General features: G+C 57.2%; 23 protein-coding genes and 1 pseudogene. 6 read left to right on the top strand and 18 right to left on the bottom strand.

Annotated features, from left to right (window positions below):
* Positions 1–3 precede the first annotated feature (3 nt).
* The 3 genes from atpA to AC2FGE_RS16245 all read right to left on the bottom strand — a co-directional run bounded on the left by atpA (position 4) and on the right by AC2FGE_RS16245 (position 3,151).
* A complete protein-coding gene (gene atpA, locus AC2FGE_RS16255) occupies positions 4–1,542 on the bottom strand; it encodes a F0F1 ATP synthase subunit alpha (protein ID WP_496820281.1) in 1,539 nt (512 codons plus the stop codon).
* A complete protein-coding gene (locus tag AC2FGE_RS16250) occupies positions 1,543–2,103 on the bottom strand; it encodes a F0F1 ATP synthase subunit delta (protein WP_496820280.1) in 561 nt (186 codons plus the stop codon).
* A gap of 313 nt (positions 2,104–2,416) precedes the next feature.
* Positions 2,417–3,151, bottom strand: a complete 735-nt coding sequence (locus AC2FGE_RS16245) for a class I SAM-dependent methyltransferase (protein WP_496820279.1) — start codon at positions 3,149–3,151, stop codon at positions 2,417–2,419.
* Between the two features lie 61 nt (positions 3,152–3,212).
* Here AC2FGE_RS16245 and gloB point away from each other — a divergent pair, with 61 nt between their 5' ends.
* On the top strand, positions 3,213–3,980 hold the full coding sequence (gloB, locus tag AC2FGE_RS16240; protein WP_496820278.1) for a hydroxyacylglutathione hydrolase: 768 nt from the start codon (positions 3,213–3,215) through the stop codon (positions 3,978–3,980).
* Between the two features lie 174 nt (positions 3,981–4,154).
* Entirely contained in the window at positions 4,155–6,479 is a 2,325-nt protein-coding gene (clpA, locus tag AC2FGE_RS16235; protein ID WP_496820277.1) for an ATP-dependent Clp protease ATP-binding subunit ClpA, read from the top strand.
* A gap of 478 nt (positions 6,480–6,957) precedes the next feature.
* Here the strand turns inward: clpA and AC2FGE_RS16230 are convergent, their stop codons facing one another.
* The 3 genes from AC2FGE_RS16230 to AC2FGE_RS16220 all read right to left on the bottom strand — a co-directional run bounded on the left by AC2FGE_RS16230 (position 6,958) and on the right by AC2FGE_RS16220 (position 10,397).
* Complete coding sequence (locus AC2FGE_RS16230) at positions 6,958–8,616, bottom strand: peptidoglycan -binding protein (RefSeq protein ID WP_496820276.1); 1,659 nt, start codon at positions 8,614–8,616, stop codon at positions 6,958–6,960.
* Positions 8,617–8,619: 3 nt separating this feature from the next.
* Complete coding sequence (locus tag AC2FGE_RS16225; protein WP_496820275.1) at positions 8,620–9,798, bottom strand: biopolymer transporter ExbB; 1,179 nt, start codon at positions 9,796–9,798, stop codon at positions 8,620–8,622.
* 68 nt (positions 9,799–9,866) lie between these two features.
* Positions 9,867–10,397 (bottom strand): gamma-glutamylcyclotransferase, encoded by a 531-nt coding sequence (locus AC2FGE_RS16220; protein WP_496820274.1) that lies wholly within the window; start codon positions 10,395–10,397, stop codon positions 9,867–9,869.
* A gap of 66 nt (positions 10,398–10,463) precedes the next feature.
* On the opposite strand from AC2FGE_RS16220, the gene AC2FGE_RS16215 reads away from it, so the two are divergent.
* Entirely contained in the window at positions 10,464–11,465 is a 1,002-nt protein-coding gene (locus AC2FGE_RS16215) for a DUF2125 domain-containing protein (protein WP_496820273.1), read from the top strand.
* Here AC2FGE_RS16215 and AC2FGE_RS16210 read toward each other — a convergent pair.
* The 4 genes from AC2FGE_RS16210 to AC2FGE_RS16195 all read right to left on the bottom strand — a co-directional run bounded on the left by AC2FGE_RS16210 (position 11,462) and on the right by AC2FGE_RS16195 (position 15,786).
* On the bottom strand, positions 11,462–12,307 hold the full coding sequence (locus AC2FGE_RS16210) for an extensin-like domain-containing protein (protein ID WP_496820272.1): 846 nt from the start codon (positions 12,305–12,307) through the stop codon (positions 11,462–11,464). The two genes, AC2FGE_RS16215 and AC2FGE_RS16210, sit on opposite strands and share 4 nt — an antisense overlap.
* Positions 12,304–13,224 carry a prephenate/arogenate dehydrogenase family protein gene (locus AC2FGE_RS16205; RefSeq protein ID WP_496820270.1) on the bottom strand — a complete coding sequence of 307 codons (921 nt, stop codon included), beginning with the start codon at positions 13,222–13,224 and terminating at the stop codon, positions 12,304–12,306. Before AC2FGE_RS16205 ends, AC2FGE_RS16210 begins: the two co-directional genes overlap by 4 nt.
* On the bottom strand, positions 13,221–14,306 hold the full coding sequence (gene hisC / locus AC2FGE_RS16200) for a histidinol-phosphate transaminase (RefSeq protein WP_496820268.1): 1,086 nt from the start codon (positions 14,304–14,306) through the stop codon (positions 13,221–13,223). The genes AC2FGE_RS16205 and hisC overlap by 4 nt, the downstream gene beginning before the upstream one ends.
* Before the next feature lie 64 nt (positions 14,307–14,370).
* On the bottom strand, positions 14,371–15,786 hold the full coding sequence (locus AC2FGE_RS16195) for an aminotransferase class V-fold PLP-dependent enzyme (RefSeq protein WP_496820267.1): 1,416 nt from the start codon (positions 15,784–15,786) through the stop codon (positions 14,371–14,373).
* A gap of 101 nt (positions 15,787–15,887) precedes the next feature.
* Between AC2FGE_RS16195 and AC2FGE_RS16190 the strand changes: the two genes are divergently transcribed.
* A complete protein-coding gene (locus tag AC2FGE_RS16190; protein WP_496820266.1) occupies positions 15,888–16,349 on the top strand; it encodes an Lrp/AsnC family transcriptional regulator in 462 nt (153 codons plus the stop codon).
* Here the strand turns inward: AC2FGE_RS16190 and AC2FGE_RS16185 are convergent, their stop codons facing one another.
* Positions 16,350–17,222, bottom strand: coding sequence for a LysR family transcriptional regulator (locus AC2FGE_RS16185; protein ID WP_496820265.1), 873 nt, complete (start codon positions 17,220–17,222; stop codon positions 16,350–16,352).
* Between the two features lie 93 nt (positions 17,223–17,315).
* On the opposite strand from AC2FGE_RS16185, the gene AC2FGE_RS16180 reads away from it, so the two are divergent.
* Positions 17,316–17,597, top strand: coding sequence for a DUF1330 domain-containing protein (locus AC2FGE_RS16180; RefSeq protein ID WP_496820264.1), 282 nt, complete (start codon positions 17,316–17,318; stop codon positions 17,595–17,597).
* 58 nt (positions 17,598–17,655) lie between these two features.
* Here AC2FGE_RS16180 and rpsD read toward each other — a convergent pair whose 3' ends face one another.
* The 4 genes from rpsD to radC form a co-directional block, all read right to left on the bottom strand.
* Entirely contained in the window at positions 17,656–18,276 is a 621-nt protein-coding gene (rpsD, locus tag AC2FGE_RS16175; RefSeq protein ID WP_496820263.1) for a 30S ribosomal protein S4, read from the bottom strand.
* A 333-nt stretch (positions 18,277–18,609) separates the two neighbouring features.
* Positions 18,610–19,065, bottom strand: coding sequence for a hypothetical protein (locus AC2FGE_RS16170; protein WP_496820262.1), 456 nt, complete (start codon positions 19,063–19,065; stop codon positions 18,610–18,612).
* A gap of 134 nt (positions 19,066–19,199) precedes the next feature.
* Positions 19,200–19,463 carry a hypothetical protein gene (locus AC2FGE_RS16165; protein WP_496820377.1) on the bottom strand — a complete coding sequence of 88 codons (264 nt, stop codon included), beginning with the start codon at positions 19,461–19,463 and terminating at the stop codon, positions 19,200–19,202.
* Positions 19,464–19,684: 221 nt separating this feature from the next.
* Entirely contained in the window at positions 19,685–20,623 is a 939-nt protein-coding gene (gene radC / locus AC2FGE_RS16160) for a RadC family protein (RefSeq protein ID WP_496820261.1), read from the bottom strand.
* A gap of 72 nt (positions 20,624–20,695) precedes the next feature.
* Here radC and AC2FGE_RS16155 point away from each other — a divergent pair.
* Positions 20,696–20,977, top strand: a pseudogene (locus AC2FGE_RS16155) (transposase); the annotation flags it as partial.
* A gap of 271 nt (positions 20,978–21,248) precedes the next feature.
* Here AC2FGE_RS16155 and AC2FGE_RS16150 read toward each other — a convergent pair.
* The 3 genes from AC2FGE_RS16150 to AC2FGE_RS16140 form a co-directional block, all read right to left on the bottom strand.
* Positions 21,249–21,812, bottom strand: a complete 564-nt coding sequence (locus tag AC2FGE_RS16150; protein WP_496820260.1) for a TRAP transporter small permease — start codon at positions 21,810–21,812, stop codon at positions 21,249–21,251.
* A 14-nt stretch (positions 21,813–21,826) separates the two neighbouring features.
* On the bottom strand, positions 21,827–23,116 hold the full coding sequence (locus tag AC2FGE_RS16145) for a TRAP transporter large permease (protein ID WP_496820259.1): 1,290 nt from the start codon (positions 23,114–23,116) through the stop codon (positions 21,827–21,829).
* A gap of 88 nt (positions 23,117–23,204) precedes the next feature.
* Positions 23,205–24,245 (bottom strand): TRAP transporter substrate-binding protein, encoded by a 1,041-nt coding sequence (locus AC2FGE_RS16140; protein ID WP_496820258.1) that lies wholly within the window; start codon positions 24,243–24,245, stop codon positions 23,205–23,207.
* Positions 24,246–24,299: the final 54 nt, after the last annotated feature.

Below are 24,299 nucleotides of genomic sequence, written 5' to 3'. Positions count from 1 at the left end.
CTATCAAGCGAAGGTCGCGGCGTATTCGTCGATCGCTGCTTTGACCTTGTCGGACGCTTCACCTTTGATCTTTGGATCTTCGTCGGTGATCCACTTCAGCAGGTCAGCATGCTTACCACGCAGATGCGCCAGCAGACCGGCCTCATAGCGGCCAACGTCTGAGACGTCGATCTTGTCGAGATAACCGTTAGTGCCCGCAAAGATGACGCAGACGATCTCGGCGTTGGTCAGCGGCGAGTACTGCGGCTGTTTCATCAGCTCGGTCAGGCGCGCACCACGGTTCAGCAACTGCTGAGTGGCGGCGTCGAGGTCCGAACCAAACTGCGCAAAGGCCGCCATTTCGCGGTATTGAGCCAGCTCCAGTTTCACGGGACCGGCAACCGACTTCATCGCGTCAGTCTGAGCCGAGGAGCCCACACGCGAAACCGACAGACCGGTGTTCACGGCAGGACGGATACCCTGGTAGAACAGTTCGGTTTCCAGGAAGATCTGACCGTCGGTGATCGAGATCACGTTGGTCGGAATAAACGCCGAAACGTCACCACCCTGAGTTTCGATAACCGGCAGAGCGGTCAGCGAGCCCGCGCCGAAATCTTCGTTCAGCTTCGCCGAACGCTCCAGCAGGCGGGAGTGGAGATAGAAAACGTCACCCGGATACGCTTCGCGGCCCGGCGGGCGGCGCAGCAGCAGGGACATTTGACGATAGGACACAGCCTGTTTTGACAGGTCATCGTAGATGATCAGCGCGTGACGGCCATTGTCACGGAAGTACTCGGCCATCGCAGTCGCGGCGTAAGGCGCCAGGAACTGCATCGGCGCCGGGTCGGACGCGGTCGCGGCGACAACGATTGAGTATTCAATCGCGCCGGATTCTTCCAGTTTCTTCACCAGCTGCGCAACGGTCGAACGCTTCTGACCAACCGCAACATAAACGCAGTACAGTTTCTTCGACTCGTCGTCACCAGCAGCTTCGTTGTAAACCTTCTGGTTCAGAATGGTGTCCAGCGCAACGGCGGTTTTACCGGTCTGACGGTCCCCAATGATCAGTTCCCGCTGGCCACGACCAATCGGGATCATCGCGTCAACCGATTTCAGGCCGGTTGCCATCGGCTCGTGCACCGATTTACGCGGGATGATGCCGGGCGCTTTGACGTCTGCAACGCCACGCTTGGTTGCGCTGATCGGGCCTTTGCCGTCCAGCGGGTTGCCCAGACCATCAACAACGCGACCCAGCAACTCGTCACCGATCGGAACGTCCACGATCGAGTTGGTGCGCTTAACAGTGTCGCCTTCTTTGATGTCACGGTCGGAGCCGAAGATAACGACACCGACGTTGTCGCTTTCCAGGTTCAGCGCCATGCCCATGATGCCACCGGGGAATTCAACCATCTCACCGGCTTGCACGTTGTCCAGGCCGTATACACGGGCAATCCCGTCACCGACGCTCAGCACGCGGCCGATTTCGGCCACTTCGGCTTCCTGACCAAAATTCTTGATCTGGTCCTTCAGGATTGCAGAAATCTCTGCAGCTTGGATTCCCATTTATCCGACCTCTTTCATTGCATTCTGTAGGGAGTTCAGCTTCGAACGGATCGAACTGTCGATCATTTTCGAGCCCACTTTAACGACAAGACCGCCGATGAGGCTTTCATCCACGGTCGCATTGATAGTCACGGTCTTGCCCACACGCTCGGACAGCGTCTTGGACAGTTTTTCCATCTGCGTCTTGGTCAGCGCTTTGGCCGAGGCAACATCAGCGGTCACTTCGCCACGCTCTTCAGCCAGCATCTCGCGCAGAACCTGCACCAGCTGCGGTACAACAAACAGGCGGCGTTTCTGTGCCATCAGGCCCAATGTATTACTGAGCAGGGTGTTCAGACCCATTTTCGAAGCGATTGCGGTAATCGCGCCCTCTTGCTCGGTACGGGAAACCAGCGGCGAAGCGATCAGATCGCGCAAATCGGCGCTGTCGCCCAAAGCTGCTGCCAGATCGTTGATTCCGGTTTCCAGACCTGCAAGGTCGTTATTCTCTTTCGCGATCGCGAAGATCGCAGTGGCATAGCGCTCGGCGATGCCTGTGGAAATCGAAGCTGGTTCGGACACGTCCACCCTTCCGATATTTTAGGCCCCGAAAACCGCGCGCGCAGCCACCCCGGGGGCGTGAAGAAACCCCGTCCTTAAAGGGCGGGGATCAAAATCACCGGGGATGTAACAGAGGTGAACCAACCTAGCAACATAATATAGTGGCAATGAATTTATCCACAAACTGTTTAGATTCAGCATGTTAGAAAAAGTGCGACGCTTTGAACCCATCAGAGCGTTTCAAAAATGTTTCGAAACTGAAGGTTTTTGCGATTCCTGCGGCCTTTTTGCAGCGGATTTGCTGCTGAACCCGCCTCATGGAGACGACAACATGTCAGGCCGGTCTAAGCAATCCGTCGGATGCCTTGATCGGGCGTCTCACCGCATCTTTTGTCACGCTGCCGCTGGGTGGCCGCAGGTGTTTGCTGACCTCAACCATCAACACGCCGCCCGCCATGATTGTTGGCAAGCGCTGACCAGTTTTTTCAATCAGCCCGCCGGATTTCAGCCAGTATTTTCGAAACGAGGGCAGAAGATACAACGCGGAACAGTGATTTTCGGGCACGAAATGATGCGCCTTCAGCTGATTTTCCAACTGTGTCGCAGAATAAGGTCGCCCATATCCAAACGGGGTTTTATCCGACCGAGACCATAGCCCCGCCCGGTTCGGCACCACGAAAAAGGCCCTGCCCCCGGGACCTAGCACGCGCCAGCATTCTTCAAGCAACTGGCTTGGTCGTTCCGATGTCTCAAGCCCATGCATCACCACCAGCTTATCCACATGACCAGTCTCAATCGGCCACATGGTTTCTTCCGTCAGAACCGACACGTTTGGCATACCGGCAGGCCAGGGCATCACCCCCTGCGGCCCCGGCATCAGGCCGATTACGCGGCGCGCATCCTTCAGGTATGGCCGCAAGAGCGGTACCGCAAAGCCAAAACCGGCAACTGTCTGCCCCTTGGCTTCGGGCCACAGATCCAGCAGGCGACCGCGAATAGCGCCCTGCGCCGCGCGCCCCAAAGTGCTGCGGTAGTAAAAATTCCTGAGATCCTGCACATCAAGATGCATTGCGGTGACCTGATCAATCGGCTTAGCTGGGCGCAGTCTAGCAACGAAAGGGCAAAAGGCCATGCCTCTTGAGATCGTAACTATCCCATGTCTCAGCGATAACTACGCCTTTCTGGCGCATGATGCGGCCTCTGGCCAGACCGCGTTGGTGGACGCGCCCGAATCCGGCCCGATTCTGGCCGAGCTGGACCGACGCGGGTGGACACTGAGCCACGTGTTGCTGACGCATCACCACTGGGATCATGTCGATGGCCTGCCGGGCATTCTCGAAAAGCACCCGGCGAAGGTGATTGGTGCGGCCGCAGATGCCCATCGCCTGCCGCCACTGGACCAACAGGTGTCGGAAGGGGACCGTTTCGAACTGGGGGGGGAACCGGTTGATGTGCTGGACGTCTCAGGGCATACAGTCGGTCACATCGCATTTTACCTGCCCGACAGCGCAACAGTCTTCACCGCAGATAGCCTGATGGCCTTGGGCTGTGGCCGTCTGTTCGAGGGGACACCCGCACAAATGTGGTCGTCACTCAGCAAACTGGCGGCGCTGCCTGACGAAACAATCGTCTGCTCGGGCCACGAGTATACACACTCCAATGCCAAATTTGCCGTCACGGTCGATCCTGACAACGCCGAATTGCAACAGCGCGTGGTGGATATCGCACGGATGCGGGATGCCGGGCAACCAACGGTGCCCTCAACTCTGGCGCTGGAAAAGGCGACAAATCCGTTTCTGCGCGCCGCAGATACTGCGATTCAGGCGCATCTTGGGATGGCTGATGCTGATCCTGCGGAAGTGTTTACCGAAATCAGGGCTAGAAAAGACCGGTTTTGATGCCTATTTCCCCCTCTTCACGGCCACTGTCACAATAAATGTGACTGTCAAGTGAAAGAAAACCCTTGAAGCCGGGCCACGATCAACCAAACTCTAATACTATGAGGACATGGTTGGGATGGGGATCCGGCCGACAGCCCGCCCCCTTCTGACCCAAGACAGAGGAGCACCCGCGTGCCTTCATTCTCGAGCACATTAGAACAAGCCATCCACGCGGCCCTGGCGGCTGCGAATGAACGGCGACACGAGTTTGCAACGCTGGAGCATCTGCTTCTGGCGCTTCTGGAAGAACCTGACGCGATCCGCGTCATGAAAGCCTGTAGCGTCGATCTAGATGAGCTGCGCAGCACTTTGGTCGAGTTTATCGACGAAGATTTGTCGAACCTTGTCACCGATATCGATGGATCGGAGGCCGTGCCAACGGCTGCTTTCCAGCGCGTGATCCAGCGTGCCGCGATCCACGTTCAAAGCTCTGGCCGCACCGAAGTGACCGGCGCCAACGTGTTGGTCGCCATCTTTGCCGAGCGCGAAAGCAACGCTGCCTATTTCCTGCAGGAACAGGACATGACGCGTTACGACGCGGTCAACTTTATCGCGCATGGTGTCGCCAAGGATCCGGCTTATGGCGAAAGCCGCACAGTTTCCGGCGCCGATCAGGCTGAGGAAGAGGTTCAGGCCACCGCTGGCGAGGGCGAGCAAAAGGAAAGCGCGCTGGCAAAATACTGCGTCGACCTGAACGCCAAATCGCGGGCTGGCGATGTGGACCCGCTGATCGGGCGCTCGGATGAGGTTGAACGCTGCATCCAGGTCCTGTGCCGTCGTCGCAAGAACAACCCGCTTCTGGTGGGCGATCCCGGTGTTGGCAAAACTGCGATTGCCGAAGGTCTGGCCCACAAGATCGTGGGCGGTGAGGCGCCTGACGTGCTTTCCGAAACCACCATCTATTCGCTTGATATGGGGGCCCTGCTGGCCGGAACACGCTATCGAGGCGACTTCGAAGAACGCCTGAAAGCGGTTGTTACCGAGCTGGAAGATCATCCTGACGCGGTGCTGTTTATTGACGAGATTCACACTGTAATCGGTGCCGGGGCGACCTCGGGCGGCGCGATGGATGCGTCCAACCTGCTGAAACCTGCGCTGCAGGGTGGCAAGCTGCGTACCATGGGCTCGACCACCTACAAGGAATTCCGTCAGCATTTCGAAAAAGACCGCGCGCTAAGCCGCCGGTTCCAGAAGATCGACGTGAACGAGCCGACGGTCGAAGACAGCGTCAAAATCCTGCGCGGTCTGAAACCGTATTTCGAAGAGCATCACGACATCAAATACACCGCAGATGCAATCAAGACTGCAGTTGAATTGGCGGCGCGCTATATCAACGACCGCAAGCTGCCGGACAAGGCCATCGACGTAATTGACGAAGCAGGTGCTGCTCAGCATCTCGTTGCTGAAAGCAAGCGTCGCAAGACCATTGGCGTCAAAGAGATTGAGGCTGTGGTGGCCAAGATTGCGCGCATCCCGCCAAAGAATGTCACGAAGGACGATGCGGCGGTTCTGAAAGATCTCGAAGCCTCGCTGAAACGCGTCGTGTTTGGGCAGGATCTGGCAATCGAAGCGCTGTCCAGCGCCATCAAACTGGCCCGCGCCGGTCTGCGTGAGCCCGAAAAGCCCATAGGCAACTACCTGTTTGCTGGTCCGACCGGTGTGGGTAAAACCGAAGTGGCAAAACAGCTGGCCGATACGCTGGGTGTAGAGCTTCTGCGGTTTGACATGTCGGAATACATGGAAAAACACGCCGTCAGCCGCCTGATTGGTGCACCTCCGGGCTATGTCGGGTTCGATCAGGGTGGTCTGTTGACTGATGGCGTCGACCAGCACCCGCATTGCGTGTTGCTGCTGGACGAGATCGAAAAGGCGCATCCGGATGTGTTCAACATCCTGCTGCAGGTTATGGATCACGGTGAGCTGACCGACCATAACGGCCGGACGGTGAATTTCCGCAACGTTGTGCTGATCATGACCTCGAACGCAGGCGCGCAGGAACAGGCCAAGGCCGCCATCGGCTTTGGACGTGACCGGCGCGAAGGCGAAGACACCGCCGCGATCGAGCGTATGTTCACGCCAGAATTCCGCAACCGTCTGGATGCTGTGATCTCCTTCGCGCCGCTGCCGAAAGAGGTCATCTTGCAAGTGGTCGAGAAATTCGTGCTGCAGCTTGAAGCTCAATTGCTGGATCGTGGCGTGACCATCGACCTGACTCCAAAGGCTGCTGAGTGGCTGGCTGACAAAGGATATGACGACAAGATGGGCGCCCGCCCGCTTGGCCGCGTAATCCAGGAGCACATTAAGAAGCCTCTGGCCGAAGAACTGCTGTTCGGCAAATTGGCCAAGGGCGGTGTGGTGCGCGTCTCAGTCAAGAAAGGTGACCTGAACCTTGAGATACTGGGCCCTAATCAGCCGCGAATTCCAGGGGACAAGCCTCCTTTGCTGACAGCTGACTAGATAAGCTGAAGAATTGAACGAAAAAGCCCGCTGACGAAACAGCGGGCTTTTTCACGTTAGGACAATTTCACTCGACACGTCGATCCTACTGCGTTTCGGCTTTCATTTGAGACACGAATGCCCTGCCACGCCGTTAGCAGTTTCGGGACAGTTGGCCACATATAAGTCTGACAAAGCCCGAAACGCTTTAGGTATTTTGCCAAAGCTCCTCCATCGGGCGCCAGCTCGTCTGCGGTATCATCTGATTCAGATCGAATTGAAACCAATTCCCCCTCCGCCTGCGCGTTGATCGTAAGCCCGATCAATGGCCACGCCAGACAGCCCACAAAACAGCAAAATACCGACACCCCGTGTCCAACAGACAAAACGTCCCCTCGCACTCAGTGACCAGTTTGGGACACTGATTTCAGGATCGATCAGAACTTCGGGGTGGATCAGATAGCGCGCGACCCGATTTTGTGATCCAGCGCCCACAACTCTACCTTTCGGTCAGCTTCAGCTCGATACGACGGTTCTGTGCGCGGGCTTGTGGCGTATTGTCTTGGTTTACCGGCTGGAACTCTCCAAACCCGTTGGCCGCAAGGCGGTTCGGCGGGATACCCAAAGCGTCAACCATATAACGCACCACCGACAGAGCGCGGCCCTGACTTAACTCCCAATTGTCCCGATACCGGCCCGACCCGGCAAACGGGACATTGTCGGTGTGCCCGTCCACCCGAATGACCCAATTCAAACTCTCAGGGATTTCTGCGGCCACAGTGCGCAGGATCGCAGCAACCTTCGCCACTTCTTGTCTACCTTCTGGCGACAACACGGCCGAACCTGTGTCGAACAATACTTCGGACGAGAACACGAACCGGTCGCCTTCGATCCGCACGCCTTCCTGATTGCCCAGAACATCGCGTAGCCGGCCAAAGAATTCAGACCGATAGCGTTGCAAGTCTTCAGCCTGCGCCGTCAGCTCCTGGTTCTGATCCGTCAGTTCCTCGGCCTCGGCCTCAAGCCGTATCCGCTCTGCCTCTTCCAGCAATCGGCGGCGGCGCTCCTCTGAGGCGGCGCGTGCCAATGCGGCGTTAAGATCCTGACCCAGGGTCTGGATCTGAATCTCTGCAGCGGTGTTGCGTTCTTCGTAATCATCCAACAGTGCCTGCAATGATCCCAACTGACCACGCAGCGCTGCGATTTGCTGGTTCAGCAATGCTGCCTCGCGCTGTGCCTTGGCGGAAATCGCTTGCTCTGCCGACAGCGTCTCGCGCGCGACATCAAGAAGCGCGGCTTGTTGTTCAACCAGCGATCTCTGTTCAGCGGCGTCTGCCTGCGCTTCGGTCTGGGCCTCCAAAGCGGCTTCTAGCTGCGCCCTAAGCTCTTCAGTGTCCAGATCACCGAACTGACGTTCCAGCTCCGCGCGTGCGGCACGCGCTGCGGCCAGCAATGTCAGGGTTTCCTCGGCCTCTTTGCGCTGCGCTTCCAGCGCAAGGGTCATGGCCGTCAATTCGGCATCGGCATCCTGCAACCGATTGCGCAGGTTCTCGGCTGCTGCGGCTTCAGCGAGGCGCGCGGCCTCTTCCTCGGTCAGCTGTTGTTCCAGTTCTGCAATCTGCGCAGCCCGCTCCGCTCCGGTTTGTTCCAGATCGGCAACCAGAGCTTCCAGCGCTTCACGGCGGGCAGCGGCAAGGCGCGCCGCCTCAGCCTGCGCGTCAATTTCCGCGCGACTTTGCGCCAGGGCCTGGTTCAAAGATGCGCGCTGATCTTCCAATGCAGCGATATCTTCTTGCGCCTGGGCCTGATCGGCCAACAGCGCCGCGACCTGAGCTTCAAAATCGGTGATCCGACCCTGCGCTTGGGCCAGATCGTCTTCGGCCTGTGTCAGGGTTGCGTTCAAAGCCCCCAACCGGGCCTGCAATCGGCTGTTTTCGCGTTCTTCCAAACCCAAAGCACCCGCCAGAGCAGCCACTTCATCCGCCAGCGCGGTTAGCTCATCTTCTTGGCCAGAGATTGTTTCACGCAACACGAACTGCACAACCATGAAAATGGTCAGCACAAAGGTCAGCACCATCAACAGGCCCGTCATCGCGTCCACGAAACCGGGCCAGACTGAGCCCTGGAACCGTTGACCAGTGCGCCGGGACAGGGCCATGTGTTATTCTCCTTCGTGCGTGCTGCGCACCGCACCACGTGGGAGAGTCAGCGCCTTAACCAGCAATTCGATATCCTTGCGGAATTCATTCATGCTTTCCTGACGACCTGCCGAAATCTCTTCGAGAATGCGCAGCAATTGCACATCCATGGAACGCAACCGCATCCGGCTTTCGGCATCAATGCCTTCACCTGCACCATGTTCGCGCATGTGATCCAGCAGCGCATCCTGTCCAAGCGCCACGCGTTCCAACGCAGCGGTGATCCCCTCATTGTCTGCCTGGCGCTGGTTCATCTCACCGATGGCACTCACCAGCTGCCCCAGCTTGCCCGACACATCGGCTCGGTCTTGTTCCTGTGCTGAAAACAGGTCCTGCAACGCATCCATCTGCTCGGACATCGCATCCAGAACCGGGGCCAGTACGGCGATTTCCGCACCACCTTCTTCGCCCGAGGCAAACCCAACACGGGTGATTGATGACAGCCATTCTTCAAGCTCGCGATAGAACCGGTTCTGCCCGTGGCCCGCGAACACCTCAAGCAGGCCCACGATCAGCGACCCGGCAAGGCCCAGCAGCGAAGAGCCAAACGCAACGCCCATGCCTTGCAACTGCGCTTCAAGCCCCGTCATCAGTCGGTTGAACACCGCCAGACCTTCCTCACCCTCTTGCGGGTTCAGGCTGCGGATCGTGTCCACGATCGCGGGGACTGTCGTGGCAAGGCCAAAAAAGGTTCCCAATAGGCCCAGGTAGATCAGGACATTGGTGATGTAACGCGTGATTTCGCGTTCTTCTTCCACCCGTTCCGCGACCGAATCCAGAATGGACCGGGTAGAGGTCGAACTGATCTGGGACCGGGCGCCGCGTTCGCGCAGCAGTGAGGCCAAAGGCGCCAACAGTTGCGGCGTGCGCGCATCTTCGCGCACGACACCGCCAACAAACGCCTCAATCCAGCGGACCGACCCGATCAGCTGAGTGACCTGATAGAAACAGGCAAACACACCGATGACAAAAACCATCAGAATGAAGCCATTCAGATATGGGTTGGCGAAGAAGACCGGTAGCACATAGGGCAGTGCCAGAAACACACCCAGCGCGGCCAGACCGATTGCCATCAGCATCATCACGATCTGACGAATGGGATGCGAGAAATGGGGTCTCGCGCCCTGATGTGCCTGCGCCATGCGCGTGGTTCCTGATTTTGCCTGCTCTGCTGCGAAACTAGCGAAATTGCGCCGGTGACGCCAAGGATTTATGCGGTGATGCTTCGCACCCGTTGCGACAACCACTCAAGATCAGGGTCATGCAGCCCGATCTCGGCCAGATGTTCCGTTGTGTTATACAAATATTCGGTGTTTGGCCCTCGCCCGCCAATCGCATGGGCAATGATCTGGGCCTGCTCTTCCAGCGGCATTCCCCCGCAATACTGCACATGATGTGCGTCGATCACGTAGGTGACGGCATTGACGACATCCCCGTTGTCCAGATGCACATCCAGCATCCGTTCCACATAGGCAGATGAGATCAGCTCGCGTTCTCGCAATTCGTGCAGCGTGCGGTCTTCATGGCCAGCCTCAACGGCCAGAGCCAACCCTTTGCAATGGGCCTGAGCCTGTTCATCCAGTGCCAGAACAAGGCCCGGATGTTCTTCGGTGCCGCGATGATGGATCGAGCTCATGCAGAAGGACCGCGCGTAACCGTGCAGTGTTGCAAGCTCGCTGCGGGCCACCGGAAACCCCGGATTCCACAACAGCGACCCATACCCGAATACCCACATCGTCATTGCACTGGTCCTTGCCCGTTTGGGCCTATAAACATCAAATCCGAGGCAGGAAAAAGGCCAAAGCGGATGCGCCGACTGATACGAGTTCTCTTTTTCATCATCACCCTATGGAGCCTGTATTGGTTCGTTGCGGGTTATGGGCTGCGCAATGCGATCACCAACTGGTTTGATGCGCAGCAGGCGCGCGGATGGCAATCAGAATTCGCCGACGTTGAAACCTCGGGCTTTCCCGGACATCACGTTACCCGCCTGAACAGCCCCGCACTGGCCGATCCCGCCACCGGAACCGCGTGGAGCGCGGACTGGATCGAATTCAAAAGCCCCGCCATCTGGCCTGGACGCCAGATCCTGCGGTTTGCCGAAACACCTCAGCGCTTGTCCTATTTTGATCAAACGGCCACCATCGCTGCTGATGATCTGCAAGCTGAACTGCAGCTGCAACCCGGTGTGGCACTGGTGCTGGAGAAGATGGCGCTGACAGCAGGACCCTGGCAAATCACTGATGACGCCGATGCGCTGGCAGGTGGCAATACGCTAAGCCTGATTATGGAACAGACAGATGCGTCCGAAGCCTATGCGATCACCGCGCAGATCGATGGCTTTGCGCCGGGGAACGACCTGCGGGCGCTCATGCATTCGGCCACTTCGCTACCTCAACGATTTGAGACGCTGGAACTGGATATGGTGACCGTTTTTGACAAACCGTGGGATCGAACCGCCATTGAACAGAACCGCCCTCAACCTGTCGAAATCACGTTGAAACTGGCCGAAATAAAATGGGGTGAGCTTCGTTTGTTTGCCGCGGGTGAACTGGATGTGGATGCTCAGGGCATCCCGACCGGTGAAATCGCGGTCAAGGCCGAGAACTGGCGCGATATGATCGCAATGGCCAATGCAGCGGGGGCTCTGCCCGATCAAGCTGTTGATCCGGTTACTCGGGCGCTGAACTTTCTGGCGGGGCTGGGTGGCAATCCAAATGCGCTGGATCTGCAATTGAATTTCCGCGACGGGTTCGTGGCATTGGGCCCCCTACCCTTGGGGCCAGCACCGCGCCTGATCCTGCGTTAGCGGCAGTAGGAACCGCTGCGATAGCGGGCCGTATCCAGATGGAAATGGTCCCGGTGATACCGATCTGAGTTAGGGCCCAGAACCGTGCCAAACGGCCCGCAAGCCCCACGCCAGATCTTTTTGAGCTGCTTTTGCGACGGGTTCTTGCGCCATCCGTTCAAGACAGTCACAACCTCTCCGTCCGCCATGACAAAGCCCGAGATATCAATGGCACGGCCCTTACCATGCTCAGATATCCGCGCGCCTTTGCGATTGTTGCGGGTCCGACAGGCGTAGTGGGCCGCCACCTGCAACTGCACCACCGGCCCGCGTCGCTTGAATGTCGGTTTGACGGTTTTATCGACCCATTTATTCAGTGCGATCGCCGTACCGCAATCCATCGTAGACGCCCGGCTGAGCGTGACGCCCGAGACCGAGGTGATCTGTACAGCATCTTTAACCCCGCAAGCCTTGGTCTTGCTGGTCACACGACCCACAGGCTTGCCCTGTATCGCAATATCCCCACAGACCGAGCCTTTGCGCAGCTTACGTTTCTTGAACAAAATCTGCTGTTCCAAAGCCTCTGGGCGCGCATACGGCATCAAAGAGGTATCCGGGCTTAACAGCGGCAGATCAGACGGTCGTGCAGCAACAGCGGCGATCTGAGGCGACACAGGTCGCGGGACGGGCCGCATGTTTGGGATACTTATCGGTGCTGCCGTCCGACTGGTAATAGCCGCCAGAGCGACAGTTTCTGACGGGCGCGCGATGGGGACCAACGATTGCTCGGGTGCTGACGCGTGGCTGGTGCCACACCAGAGTGCGGCTATCACGATCAGAACGCGCCCAGCAATCGGCCTCATGATCCGATCTTCCCCCGGCCAAAATCCGGCGCATCCGTATCCTGACCCGCATCGATAATACCCCTCCGGATCGCCCGCGTGCGGGTGAAATAGTCAAACAGGTGCTCTCCATCCCCGGTGCGAATGGCGCGTTGCAAGGCAAAAAGTTCCTCAGTGAACCGCCCCAGAATTTCCAGTGTCGCGTCTTTGTTGGACAGGAACACATCCCGCCACATCGTCGGGTCCGAAGCCGCGATACGCGTAAAGTCACGGAAGCCGGCAGCCGAGTATTTGATGACCTCGGTATCCGTCACCCGACGCAGATCATCCGCAACCCCGACCATTGTGTAAGCGATGAGGTGCGGCGCATGCGAGGTGACAGCCAGAACCAGATCATGGTGATCCGCGTCCATCTCATCGACATTCGAGCCCATACCCTCCCACAACCCGCGCAAGCGGGAAATCGCACCCGGATCAGTGCCTTTAACAGGAACCAGCAGACACCAGCGATTGTCGAACAGCTCGGCAAAGCCGGACTCGGGCCCGGAATGCTCAGTCCCTGCCAACGGGTGCGCCGGGATGAAATGCACACCTTCGGGAATATGCGGTTGGACGCTTTGGATGACGTGACGTTTGACCGACCCAACATCCGAGACCGTTGCACCGGGCTTCAAAACAGGCGCAATCTCCTCGGCCACCGCCCCCATCGCACCGACCGGGACACAGAGCACCACCAGATCGGCCCCTTCCACGGCCTGGCGCACTGTGTCACAAACACGGTCGCATAGGCCGATCTTGCGGGCCGTCTCACGGGTCGCCTCGGACCGCGCATAGCCAGTGACCTCTCCGGCCAGACCGGCGCGTTTGATGGCCCAGAACATGGACGAGGCGATCAGGCCCAGCCCGATCAGCGCAACGCGGTCATAAATCTGGCTCATGCGGCGCCCTCTTTGAATGCAGTGATCGCCGCAACGACGCGGCGACAGCCTTGCTCATCACCCACGGTGATCCGCAAAGCGTTTGGCAGGTTGTAGCCCGCAACCCGTCGCACAATCAAACCCTGCGTTTTCAGATAGTCGTCACAGGCTTCGGCTTCGGCCCTGTCGGCAAAGCGCGCCAGGATGAAATTGGTACAGGATTGGTCCGAGGGCACACCGATTTTGGCAAGCTCCTCACTCAACCACACACGCCACCGCGCGTTTTCTGCCTGACAGAAGGACAGGAATTCCAAGTCGTTCACTGCAGCCTCTGCCGCGGCCAGAGCGGTCAGCGACAGGTTGAAGGGCTGTCGGACCCGGTTCAGCACATCGACAATGGCCTGATGCGCATAGCCCCAACCAACCCGCATACCGCCCAGACCGTACACTTTCGAAAAGGTCCGGGTCATGATCACATTCTCATAGGCGTCGACCAGTGAGGCTCCGCCATCAAACCCGTCCACAAACTCGGCATAGGCCCCATCCAGAACCATCAGGCAAGTGTCGGGCAGACCCTGCGCCAGACGCTCCAGTTCGTCATCCGAGATCATGGTCGAGGTTGGATTGCCTGGGTTTGTGACAAATACGATCCGTGTTTGCCCGGTCACGGCAGACAGAATGGCATCCACATCCACCTTGCGGTCCCGCTCGGCCACCATAACGGGTGTCGCCCCGGCCATGCGCGCGATGATCGGGTACATTGAGAATCCGTGCTCGGTATAGATGACCTCATCCCCCAGCCCTGCATAGGCCTGCGCGATGAATTGCAGCACCTCATCACTGCCGACACCGCAGACAATCCGCGCCGGATCCAACCCGTGCCGCGCGCCGATAGCCGCACGCAGGCTGGCGTGATCGGTACTGGGATAGCGATGCAGAGTAGCCGCGCTGTCTCGCACCGCCTCGATTGCCTTGGGGCTTGGCCCAAATGGGTTTTCGTTCGAACTCAGCTTGATCACATGCTCCACTCCGGCCACATGCGACTGCCCGCCCTGATAGAGCGCGATATCCATAATGCCGGGTTGTGGGGTGATCTTGGTCATGAGAGGCTCCGTTCAATGGGCCTCTCATACCTGTCTCAAGAGATTGAGAAAAGCGGCAATTCCCCTATGCAGCCTTGAAACGCGCCGTCACCGGGTCGGCGTTGTAGTAGGGCGTAAACTCCTCGGTCCGGCGGGACAGGTCATTGACGCTGTCTATGATGAACTGAACCGTCTCTTCGCTCATGAGGTATGAGAAGTTCAAACGCACCCAACCTGGCTTCTTCATCTCTTCCCCAGCAGAGAGCGCTGCATGCAGCTCGTCCGACGCGGCGCGTTCGATCCCCAGCAAACGATGCGCATAGGGGCCCGCACAGGCGCAACCGCCGCGCGCCTGAATGCCATAGACATCGCTCAGCATCCGGGTGAACAGCTGTTGGTGCACCGGCTGGCCAGAGTTGTCCCGGATCAGGAACGAGAAGATCGGCAGCCGATGCGCGGCTTCGACCCCCAGCAAGGTCAGATTGGGATTGTCTTTCCAACCGTCCAGCGCCATCTGATTGAACTGCACTTCGCGCCGGGCGATCTCATCAGTGCCAACAACATCCTTGACGATAAAGGCCAGCGCCGCACGGATGTCGCCGATCACATTGGGCGTTCCGGCCTCTTCCCGTGTCGACAGATCGTCACTGTAGTCATGACGCCAGGGCGACACGAAACTGACGGTTCCCCCGCCTGGCCAACTTGGGCAGCGCCGTTGCACCGCCGGCTCGTTCACGATCAAGACACCGGATGCCCCCGGCCCACCGGGAAACTTATGCGGAGAAACCACGATCGCATCCTTGCGCGCATCCTCTGGGCCCATATCCATCGGCAGGTATGGCCCACCCCCGGCATAATCCCAAACGGCCAGCGCGCCATGCGCCTTGAGAATCCGCGTAACCGGGTCCGGGTCGGTGATGATGCCCGTGACATTCGAAGCTGCAGAAAAAGACCCGATCACCAGATCAGCATCTGCATGCGCCAACAGCGCCTCTTCCAACGCCTCCAGATCAACGCCACCCCCATCGGCTTCGGAAATTTCAATGACGCGTGCCTTGCTTTCCCGCCATGGCAGAATGTTCGAATGATGCTCATAAGGGCCAATCAAAACAACCGGCTGCGCTGCGTCCTCTACGCCCAGCAAATTGACCAGACGGTTCAACCCTGCAGTTGCGCCCGACCCGGTGAAGATCACAGCGTCTTTCTCGGCAGCACCCACGATGCGGGCAATTTCGGCGCGTGCTTCGCGGCGCAGACCGGTCATATACGATCCGCAATACGAGGCCTCGGTGTGGCTATTGGCATAGAACGGCAGAACATGGTGGGCCACATAGTCTTCGACCTGCTGCAACGCGCGACCTGAAGCTACATAGTCCGCATATACAAGCGGGACATCCCCATTCAAACCGGGGATCTGAACGTTCTCTCCGATCAATCCGTCGCGCAGATTGGAATTTTGAGTGGTGGAACTGAGTTCCGCACGAAATCTGGACAGGGTCATGGCATCGCTCCTTACTATGCCACCAAGATGATTGATCAGAATTGGAAAAACCCTCTCTAATTTTGCGTAGATTTCTTTCTATTTGTGTCATATGATTAGTTATGTCCTTAAATTTAGATCAAATAGACACACGCATTCTCAAAGAACTACAAAAAGACGCCACACTGTCTCAGCGTGAGCTGGCGGACCGCGTCGGCCTGTCTCAGAATGCCTGCTGGCGACGACTGAAGGCCCTGAATGAAAACGGGGTGCTGATCGGTTCAACTGCGCGTATCGCACGCGAGAAACTGGGCCTGACGCTTGTGGTTTTTGTCATGCTCCGCACGCGTCACCACTCGGCCGACTGGTTACAGGCCTTCCGGCGTCACGTATTGACGATCCCCGAAGTGGTGGATTTCCACCGTATCGGCGGGGATTATGACTACCAGCTCAAAGTCGTCACGCAGGATATGGCATCCTACGACAAGGTCTATCAACGCTTGATCGAAAAGGTCGAACTGGACAGCGTCACATCTTACTTCGCTATGGAAGCCATCGCCGAGGGACGCCCGCTGCCGATTTGATCACGCTGTAAACAGCGGGCGTCTTTGCCTGAAAAAGGGTACAGTGATCTTTCGGAATGCTTCCAGTTTTGCTGAGGGCCAAACATCCGGATGCGCCACGATCCAGATGTCCGCGTAGGGTTGCGGCAAAAGGATCGGAACTTGCACCAGGCCCTCAAGAGAGCGACCCAGAAACAGCGGCATACGAACAACTCCGAGACCTGATTGCGCCGCACCAGCCATCGCGACCATATCGTCAAAGCGCATGTATATGCGCGAGTTTGGATAGGTTCGGCCGACGCCATCGGGTAGGCTTGTTTGCTTTTCATAAAGCAACCAATCCACAGGTGCTTCCGGGTCCTGCAGCATTCGCGCCGCCCAGTCAGCAGTGGCGAAACATGCGCTATGCTGTTGTGTCAGACGCAACCCTTTCAAGGTATCTCCGGGATCGCGACTGATCCGGATCGCGATATCGGCTTCGCGCCGGTTGAGATCCAAGATCTCGTTTGCCGCGCGCACCTGCAGCGTCACTGAAGGGTGTTTTAGGGCAAACTCGCCCAGCGCCGGGGCCAGTACATGGGCAACCAGCAATTGCGGTGCAGTTAAGGTCAGTTGCCCTTCCAGCCGGACATCTCGACCCGACAAACCACGCAGCATCGCATGCTCCGCGCTTTCCATCCGGGCAGCGTGCAGCGCCACCAAATGCCCCGCTTCTGTCGGCCGGTACCCGTCCGCCAATCGTTCAAAGAGCACTTCCCCTGTCGCCGCTTCAGCGCGGGCGATACGACGTGCAACAGTCGTGTAGTTGACACCCAGTTCTTCTGCCGCAGCGGATAGGGTTCGCCGTCTTACGACGGCAAGTATGGCACGGTAATCATCCCAATGAACGTCCATATATGCAAGTTTGCATACTGATGGTGCAAAAGCACGCGTTTTCGCAGAATGGGTCAGACCTTAGCTTTTGTGCACACATCAAGGAGCAAAGCCATGATCTATGCGTACGCAAAACTAACCGTAAAGAACCCCGACGCACTCACCTCTTATCGCGAGCAGGCCGGGCCCGCTCTCGCACGTCACGGCGGCAAGGTAGAACACGCCACAGCAGAAACAACTGCTTTGGACGGCACGCCGGATCTGCCCGACGTTGCTGCCCTGCTTTCGTTTCCCAACCGGGAGGCAGCGCTCGGATGGATCAACGACCCAGAGCTGAAGAATGTCCACGACTTGCGTCGGAGCGCAGGGGCCTCGGATATCGTTCTCTTGGGCTGAAACCGAAAAGAGCCGCACTCGAAGGTGCGGCTCTGTATTCCACATCGAAATGAGAAGATCAGTTCTTCGCGTAGAATTCGACGACCAGGTTCGGTTCCATCATCACCGGGTAAGGCACATCGCCCAGGCCTGGTGCGCGCACAAAAGTCGCGGTCATCTTCGAGTGATCGGCGTCGATGTAATCAGGCACATCACGCTCGGCCAGTGCAGCGGCTTCCAGAACAATGGCCAGTTGCTTGGACTTGTCACGCACTTCGATCACGTCGCCTTCTTTGACGCGGTAGGACGGGATGTTTACCCGCTTACCGTTCACTTTGACGTGGCCATGGTTCACGAACTGACGCGCGGCAAACACGGTCGGCACGAACTTGGCGCGGTAAACAACAGCGTCCAGACGGCGCTCCAGCAGGCCAATCAGGTTTTCACCGGTATCGCCCTTGACACGCTCAGCTTCCGCGTAGATGCGGCGGAACTGCTTCTCGGTCAGGTCGCCGTAGTAGCCTTTCAGCTTCTGCTTGGCGCGCAGCTGCAGACCGAAGTCCGACAGTTTACCCTTGCGGCGCTGACCGTGCTGGCCGGGGCCATATTCACGACGGTTGATCGGGGATTTCGGACGACCCCAGATGTTTTCGCCCATCCGGCGGTCGATTTTGTACTTGGCAGACGTGCGTTTGGTCACGGCTGATCTCCTTCTTTAGTGGCATTGCAGCTTGATCCAAAAAACCGGTTCCCACTTTTCGGGCTGCAATAGCGTTTCCGCTCAACCCGATGCGAGATAGTTTCGGCCGCACCGCAACAATGAAGGGCGTTGTCCTCTTGAGGTTTCCCCCATGACAGGCATCCCCTTGCGGGGGCCACCAACACCAATGAAGCCGCGCTTATATCTGCAAAGAGATCAGAGTCAACATGCGAATTCGGGAGTAAATGCTTCGAACCCACAAGGCATACGCACATCATGGATCAATCAGACCAAACACGTCCAAACCCATGCAGGTATCGAAGGAAGAAGAGTTCAGGAAAAACCTGGGTGAGGAAAGCTTACGACATTCGCATCTGGTGTAACGCGCGCCGAAGCAGGCGTGACATAGTGCGACACTTCGCTGATCCAAAACAACTGGTCCCGCGCGGGGCAGCCGTTTTCAAATACAAATGTAGGGTTAACGTCACCCTCCTGCATCACCAGATCAGCGCAGAACTGCTGCGCCCCGTTGGACAGAACGACTGAGGCGCAGGTATCGCCTGTGATTTCCCGGATAACAGCGAATCGATCTGCTACAGAAGACGAGGCCGCACCCATCGCACCAACGCGTTCGATGCTTTGCTCTAAGCTTGTGGCCAAAACCACGGATTGCCCACGCCAGGACCAGGCCGCTCCAACCATCAAAGACTCCAAAGGCGCCGCTTCAAGCTCATCAAGCTCGGTCTGCGCCCATGATATCGCGATACAACCTCTATGTTCTGATTTCATCTGCCCGAACTCATCCCGAAACACACACTTACTAACAGTGGCTCTTTATCAATCCGAATTCCGGCAAAAAAGAGACCAAATTCAAACATAACAAAGATTGTTGCAGAAGGGATTCAAATCCGATCAACTAAGCTTTAACTGCCTGCCTGGGCCAGATCACGTGTCAGCTCTTCCCTTGCACCTTTGACCATGACTTCTCCACGCCGCAACACGACCAGTTTGTCGACAAGGTCAGAGGCAAAGTCGAAACATTGCTCAACCAAAACAATTGCCATTACGTTCGTGGCTCTGAGATACCGGATTGGACCAATGACAGCACGCCACTCTGCCTCACCGATCTGGAAGGAAAGGTTGTTGATGGCGCGGAGCCCATTGAATGTGATAAAAACGCCGCTCACCCGAAGTAGGGTGCTCGTTCTGTAAGACTTGCTGAACTGTGGACTGTCACGCAAACTGCGTTAGGGTCGGGTTTGGTCGCAGCACGCAGGATCTCTTTTGAAGACGGTCAAACGATAATCGCTTAGCCCGCATATAACCTCGCCAAAGCATGGTTCATTCTGCGCACAACCTCATCCCGGATCGCTTCAATAAATCAAACATCACCGGTCAAAACTCTTTGCTAATGTCTTTGTAGCAAGCCGTTTGCACTGAATGAGTATTCTTCTTTTTTTCCAATGATAACATGGTCATGGACGAGCATACCAAGCGTATCGCACGCGTCTAGCACACGATCGGTCATCTCGATATCTGATCGGCTTGGTGTAGGATCGCCGGATGGGTGATTGTGAACAAGGATAAGCGAACTGGCGTTGAGCTCCAAAGCTCGCTTGACGATCTCCCGCGGGTAGACCGGCACATGGTCAACCGTGCCTTTTGCCTGCTCCTCATCCGAAATCAGTATGTTCTTACGGTCCAGATACAGAACACGGAATTGTTCGACCTCCCGGTGCGCCATGGCCGTCCGACAATAGGTCACCAGCGCATCCCAAGAAGATACCACATCGCGCTTCATGACCTGCGCCTGCGCCATGCGGTGACCGAAGACTTCGATCACCCGAAGATGGTAGTACACCCAGTCATCTGCCCCCTCGACCTGAAGAATTCGGTGCTGCGACGCCGCGACGACTCCGTTCAAATCGCCAAATTCCGCCAATAAGCGTTTGGCCAGAGGTTTTACATCAATCTTCGGAATTGCGTTGAACAGCAACAGTTCCAGCAACTCATATTCCGGCATTGGCTCATGGCCACCCTTAAGGAACCGGTCCCTGAGGCGTTTCCGGTGCCCCCAATAATGCGGGCGTTTTGCGCCATCATCACCCACGATCAGGCCGCCGCCGGCTGCGTTGCTGGGCGACAACCGATCACGGTGCACATAAGACGGAGAAAACGCTGTATCAATCACAGCATCGGGTGGAGGCGTGCGAGCGTCCAGATCCCTAAGCCCCTGTGCCGCCTCTTCCGAAAAGCCTGCCTGCTCATCATACGTAACCAGCTTACCGAACCTTGTCTTTTCCGTAGCGATGAACTCCTTGAGTTGATTGACGATCTTTCTTTTCATCGACGCACTGCGTTACCCTTTTTCTGCGACCATGCGCAAAGCTGGTTAACAACTGGTAAATCGAAGCGGAATCGTTGGCAGTGTGACGATACTCGTGCGCAGCAGACAGCGCATATCCCGGATGACTCGACGTTCTCGAAGAACCGGCATCGGCGTTTCCGCGAGAATGAACTGCCGCGTCATCTGTTCGAGACGACCGTGGCACGCTGCATTAAGGAGGGTCTCATCAGCGACCAGCGCATGGCGGTTGATGCCAGTCTGATTGAGGCAGATGCGAGCAAACAGAATTCGACGCCAAAGGAAGATTGGGAGCCATCGGACATTGATCCGGCAGATGCGCCAAGTGCGTGGCGGGGCGAAAAGCTGATCGTGGATCATGAAGGTCGACCAAGAAATTTCTCAAAATCATCACGGTCAACGCAGGCTTTTATACATACATTTCAAGGGCATTCTAGCAAACATATTAAACTCTTGGTTCGGCCCAGTGCTGCCGCTGACCCTGCCTTTTGAATGCTACGGTCGCAGCCCAACATTCGCTGCGAGCGCAAAAACAAGAGCGGCATCTTCGGGAACACGTTTCCTGACACCTATCACTGCGACTGCAGTTCTCCACCGGGATTGGACATTATTCGAAGGCATCTAGATCACCAGATTGACGATATGTGCCGGCCTTCAGACGCAAGCTGTCCTCGATTACAGAAGCAACGGCGGCAACGCAGACGAGAAAACCCGAAATGGGCACAATCGCGATGGCGAATTTCTTGGGCATGTAGTTTGGCTTGAAAACGATACCGCCGTCCTCCCAGGTGAAATACCACATCTCCCAGTATTTGCCGCCCATGGTCTGCACCGCCTCGATACCCCAGACGATCATCACGATGCCCAGGCAGAAAATCACGGCAGTCCAGAACTGTTGGATAAAGAACGCCGCCTTTCGTGGAAGCCAGTTGTAGATCAGGTCAAGCGCGATATGGTCTTTATCCCGAACAGTGAGGGCGAGTGCGAAGAAGACCAGCCAGATGTTGCTTAGCACTGTCAGAAGATCACCCCAGATCGGCGGGTCCTTGAAGACATAACGCATCACGACCGAGTAGACCGTGAAGGCCACCATCGCCAGAAGCAGCACCGCGCAAAAGGCGGTCAGCGTCTTCTTGACGGCATTGTCGATGAACTTTACGGCGGCAATCATCGGAAGCTCCTTTCTCAACTCGCGAAGCCGAGAGCGCGTGGAAGATACATAGTAATGTCCGGAACGACGATCAGCACGAAAAGCAACACGAAAAGCGCTACCAGGTAGGGAAGCATGGCGAGGGCGACTTTCTCAAGCCGCACTTCGGCGATGGCGCCCGCAGTAAAGAAGGCAACGCCTACGGGCGGCGTGACCGACCCGATCAGGAATCCCACCACGACTACCAATGCCGCCTGCACGTCCGGGTAGCCCGCCTTGACCATCACGTCCACCAGGACCGGGCCTGCCACGATAATGTTGGCCGCCGAGTCCATCACCATGCCCAGAAGACAGATAAACAGGACCAGAACCAGTGCGAAAACCAGCGGGTTGTAGGTGTAGCTTAGCAACCATTGTTCAAGCTGGCTGATCGCACCCAGCGAGGTCAGAAGCCAACTGAACGGGCCAGACGCCGCGATAATGATGAAGACCATCGCGGAGTTGCGAAAGGCCCGCACGAATGCACTCTTACAATTGGTCCAAGTGATGGTGCGGTAGATAAACAGACCCACGAACAGTGCGATTGTCGCTGTCAACGCACCTGCCTCCACCACGCCGGCGATGCCGAAAACGACAGAGCCGACCAGAACCACCGGGATCAGAAGTGCAAAGGACGACTTGTACCCGGAAATGGCGATGCCTTTGAGACTGAAGGGCTCCTCACTGCGCTCGAAATTTTTCTGACGCGCGATGACATAGTTGATTATCATCAGAAGCCCGCCAATCATCAGGCCCGGTATGATCCCGCCTGCGAACAATGCGCCGACAGAGATGCCGCCAGCGTTCGCTAACACGATCATCATGATGGACGGAGGGATGATTCCGCCAATTGTGGAACTGACTGCGGTGATGGCTGCGGCGAATTCCGGCGGGTATCCCGCCTTTTTCATACCCGGCACCAGGAGCGACCCAACCGTCGCCGTGTCGGCCACGACCGAGCCGTTCATTCCCGCAAAGAACATGGAAACCAGCACATTGGCTTGCGCCATGCTGCCGCGCATCCGCCCGATGATCCGCTGGCTCAAATCCACCAGACGATCGGTGATCGTGGCCGAAGTCATAAGCTCGCCGGTCAGCATGAAGAAAGGAATGGCCGTCAGCGGCACCGAGTCGATCGCCTGAAACATCTGGCTGGGGATCAGGATCATCGGAGCAGCGTCAGTGATCAGGATATAGACCACCGGGATCAGGATCATCACGAAGCCAACAGGCGCGCCCAGCATGATCATCACGACCAGGATAGTCAGAAGTGCGACGCTTTCCATTCAATCTGCCTCGCTGCAGTTTGTTGTTATGTAAGGGCGCGGAACCCGATCCCGCGCCCTTGCCAATCTCAATCGTGGTCCGCTCGATTTAGAGCGCGCCCGCTGCTTCCAATTGAGCAATGAAATTGCTCATGCCCTGTTCTTCTAGAACGCGGCGCGCGGTTACTGGGTCGTAGGTGCCCTTGGCATTCAGCCAGGCATCGATGGCCCCGGCACGCCAGAGTGTCAGCTCTTCTTCGGTCGGAACATACCAGTCCTTTGCGGTTTCCTTGATGGAAATCTCACCCGCCTCGACCCATTCGCGGTCCAGTTCCTGCACTCTTTGGCCAAACGCTTTCGCTGCTGTGTGCAGCCATTCCCTTTCCTGATCGGTCAGCGCATCGTACTGGCGCTTGTCGATGGAAAGCTGATTGCCAGACCACGAGCCACCGATCTCGGTAAAATATGGAGCAACCTCATGTAGCTTGGCCACGTGCTGCCAGGGAGTTGCGACATACTGGCCAGACACAACGCCGGTCTGTAACCCCTGATAGAGTTGCGCCCAGTCATACGGCACGGGGACAGCCCCCCAATTCTTGACCAGCGTGTATTCAATTGGGCTCTTGGTAACGCGCCACTTAAGCCCTTCCATGTCCGCTGGCACCCGCACCGGTCCATTCGCATTACCCAGCTGCCGGAAACCACCCGAGGAATAGACGGTCAGACAAACATGACCCGCTTCCTCGGCAGCGACCTGACACTGTTTCTCCGCCAACCACTCCGACGAAATCCGGTCAGCATCTTCAATGCTTTTGAAGATGTAGGGCAAATCAAAAATAGCAAGCGCCGTTCCGAAGTTGCCAAAGTTCGCCGTGGAGCTTGTCCAAAGCGCCAGAAGTCCCTGGTTCGCTTGTTCGCCACATGTCTGCTCGCTGCAAAGCGACTTGCGGTAATGCGGCTCGATCGTCAACTGACCGCCCGACACTTCGTTCAGCGTTGGGATCAAAGCCTGATCGATGGCATCACCAATCGGCATGCCAATAAAACCGACCGTTCCCAGTTTTAGCACTTTCTCGGCAGCCGCGGATTGCGCGAACAATGCGGTCGCCGACGCAAAACAGACTGCCTTCAGTATAGACGACATAGTCATTAGATCATTCTCCCGTTGAGCTTTTTCTCTTGCTCACATCATCGGCCTGCCCCC

The organism is Ruegeria sp. YTSA075 (genome assembly GCF_059610245.1).
The sequence above is the reverse complement of the archived record's forward strand: the minus strand, read 5'-3'. Positions and strand labels throughout refer to the sequence as shown.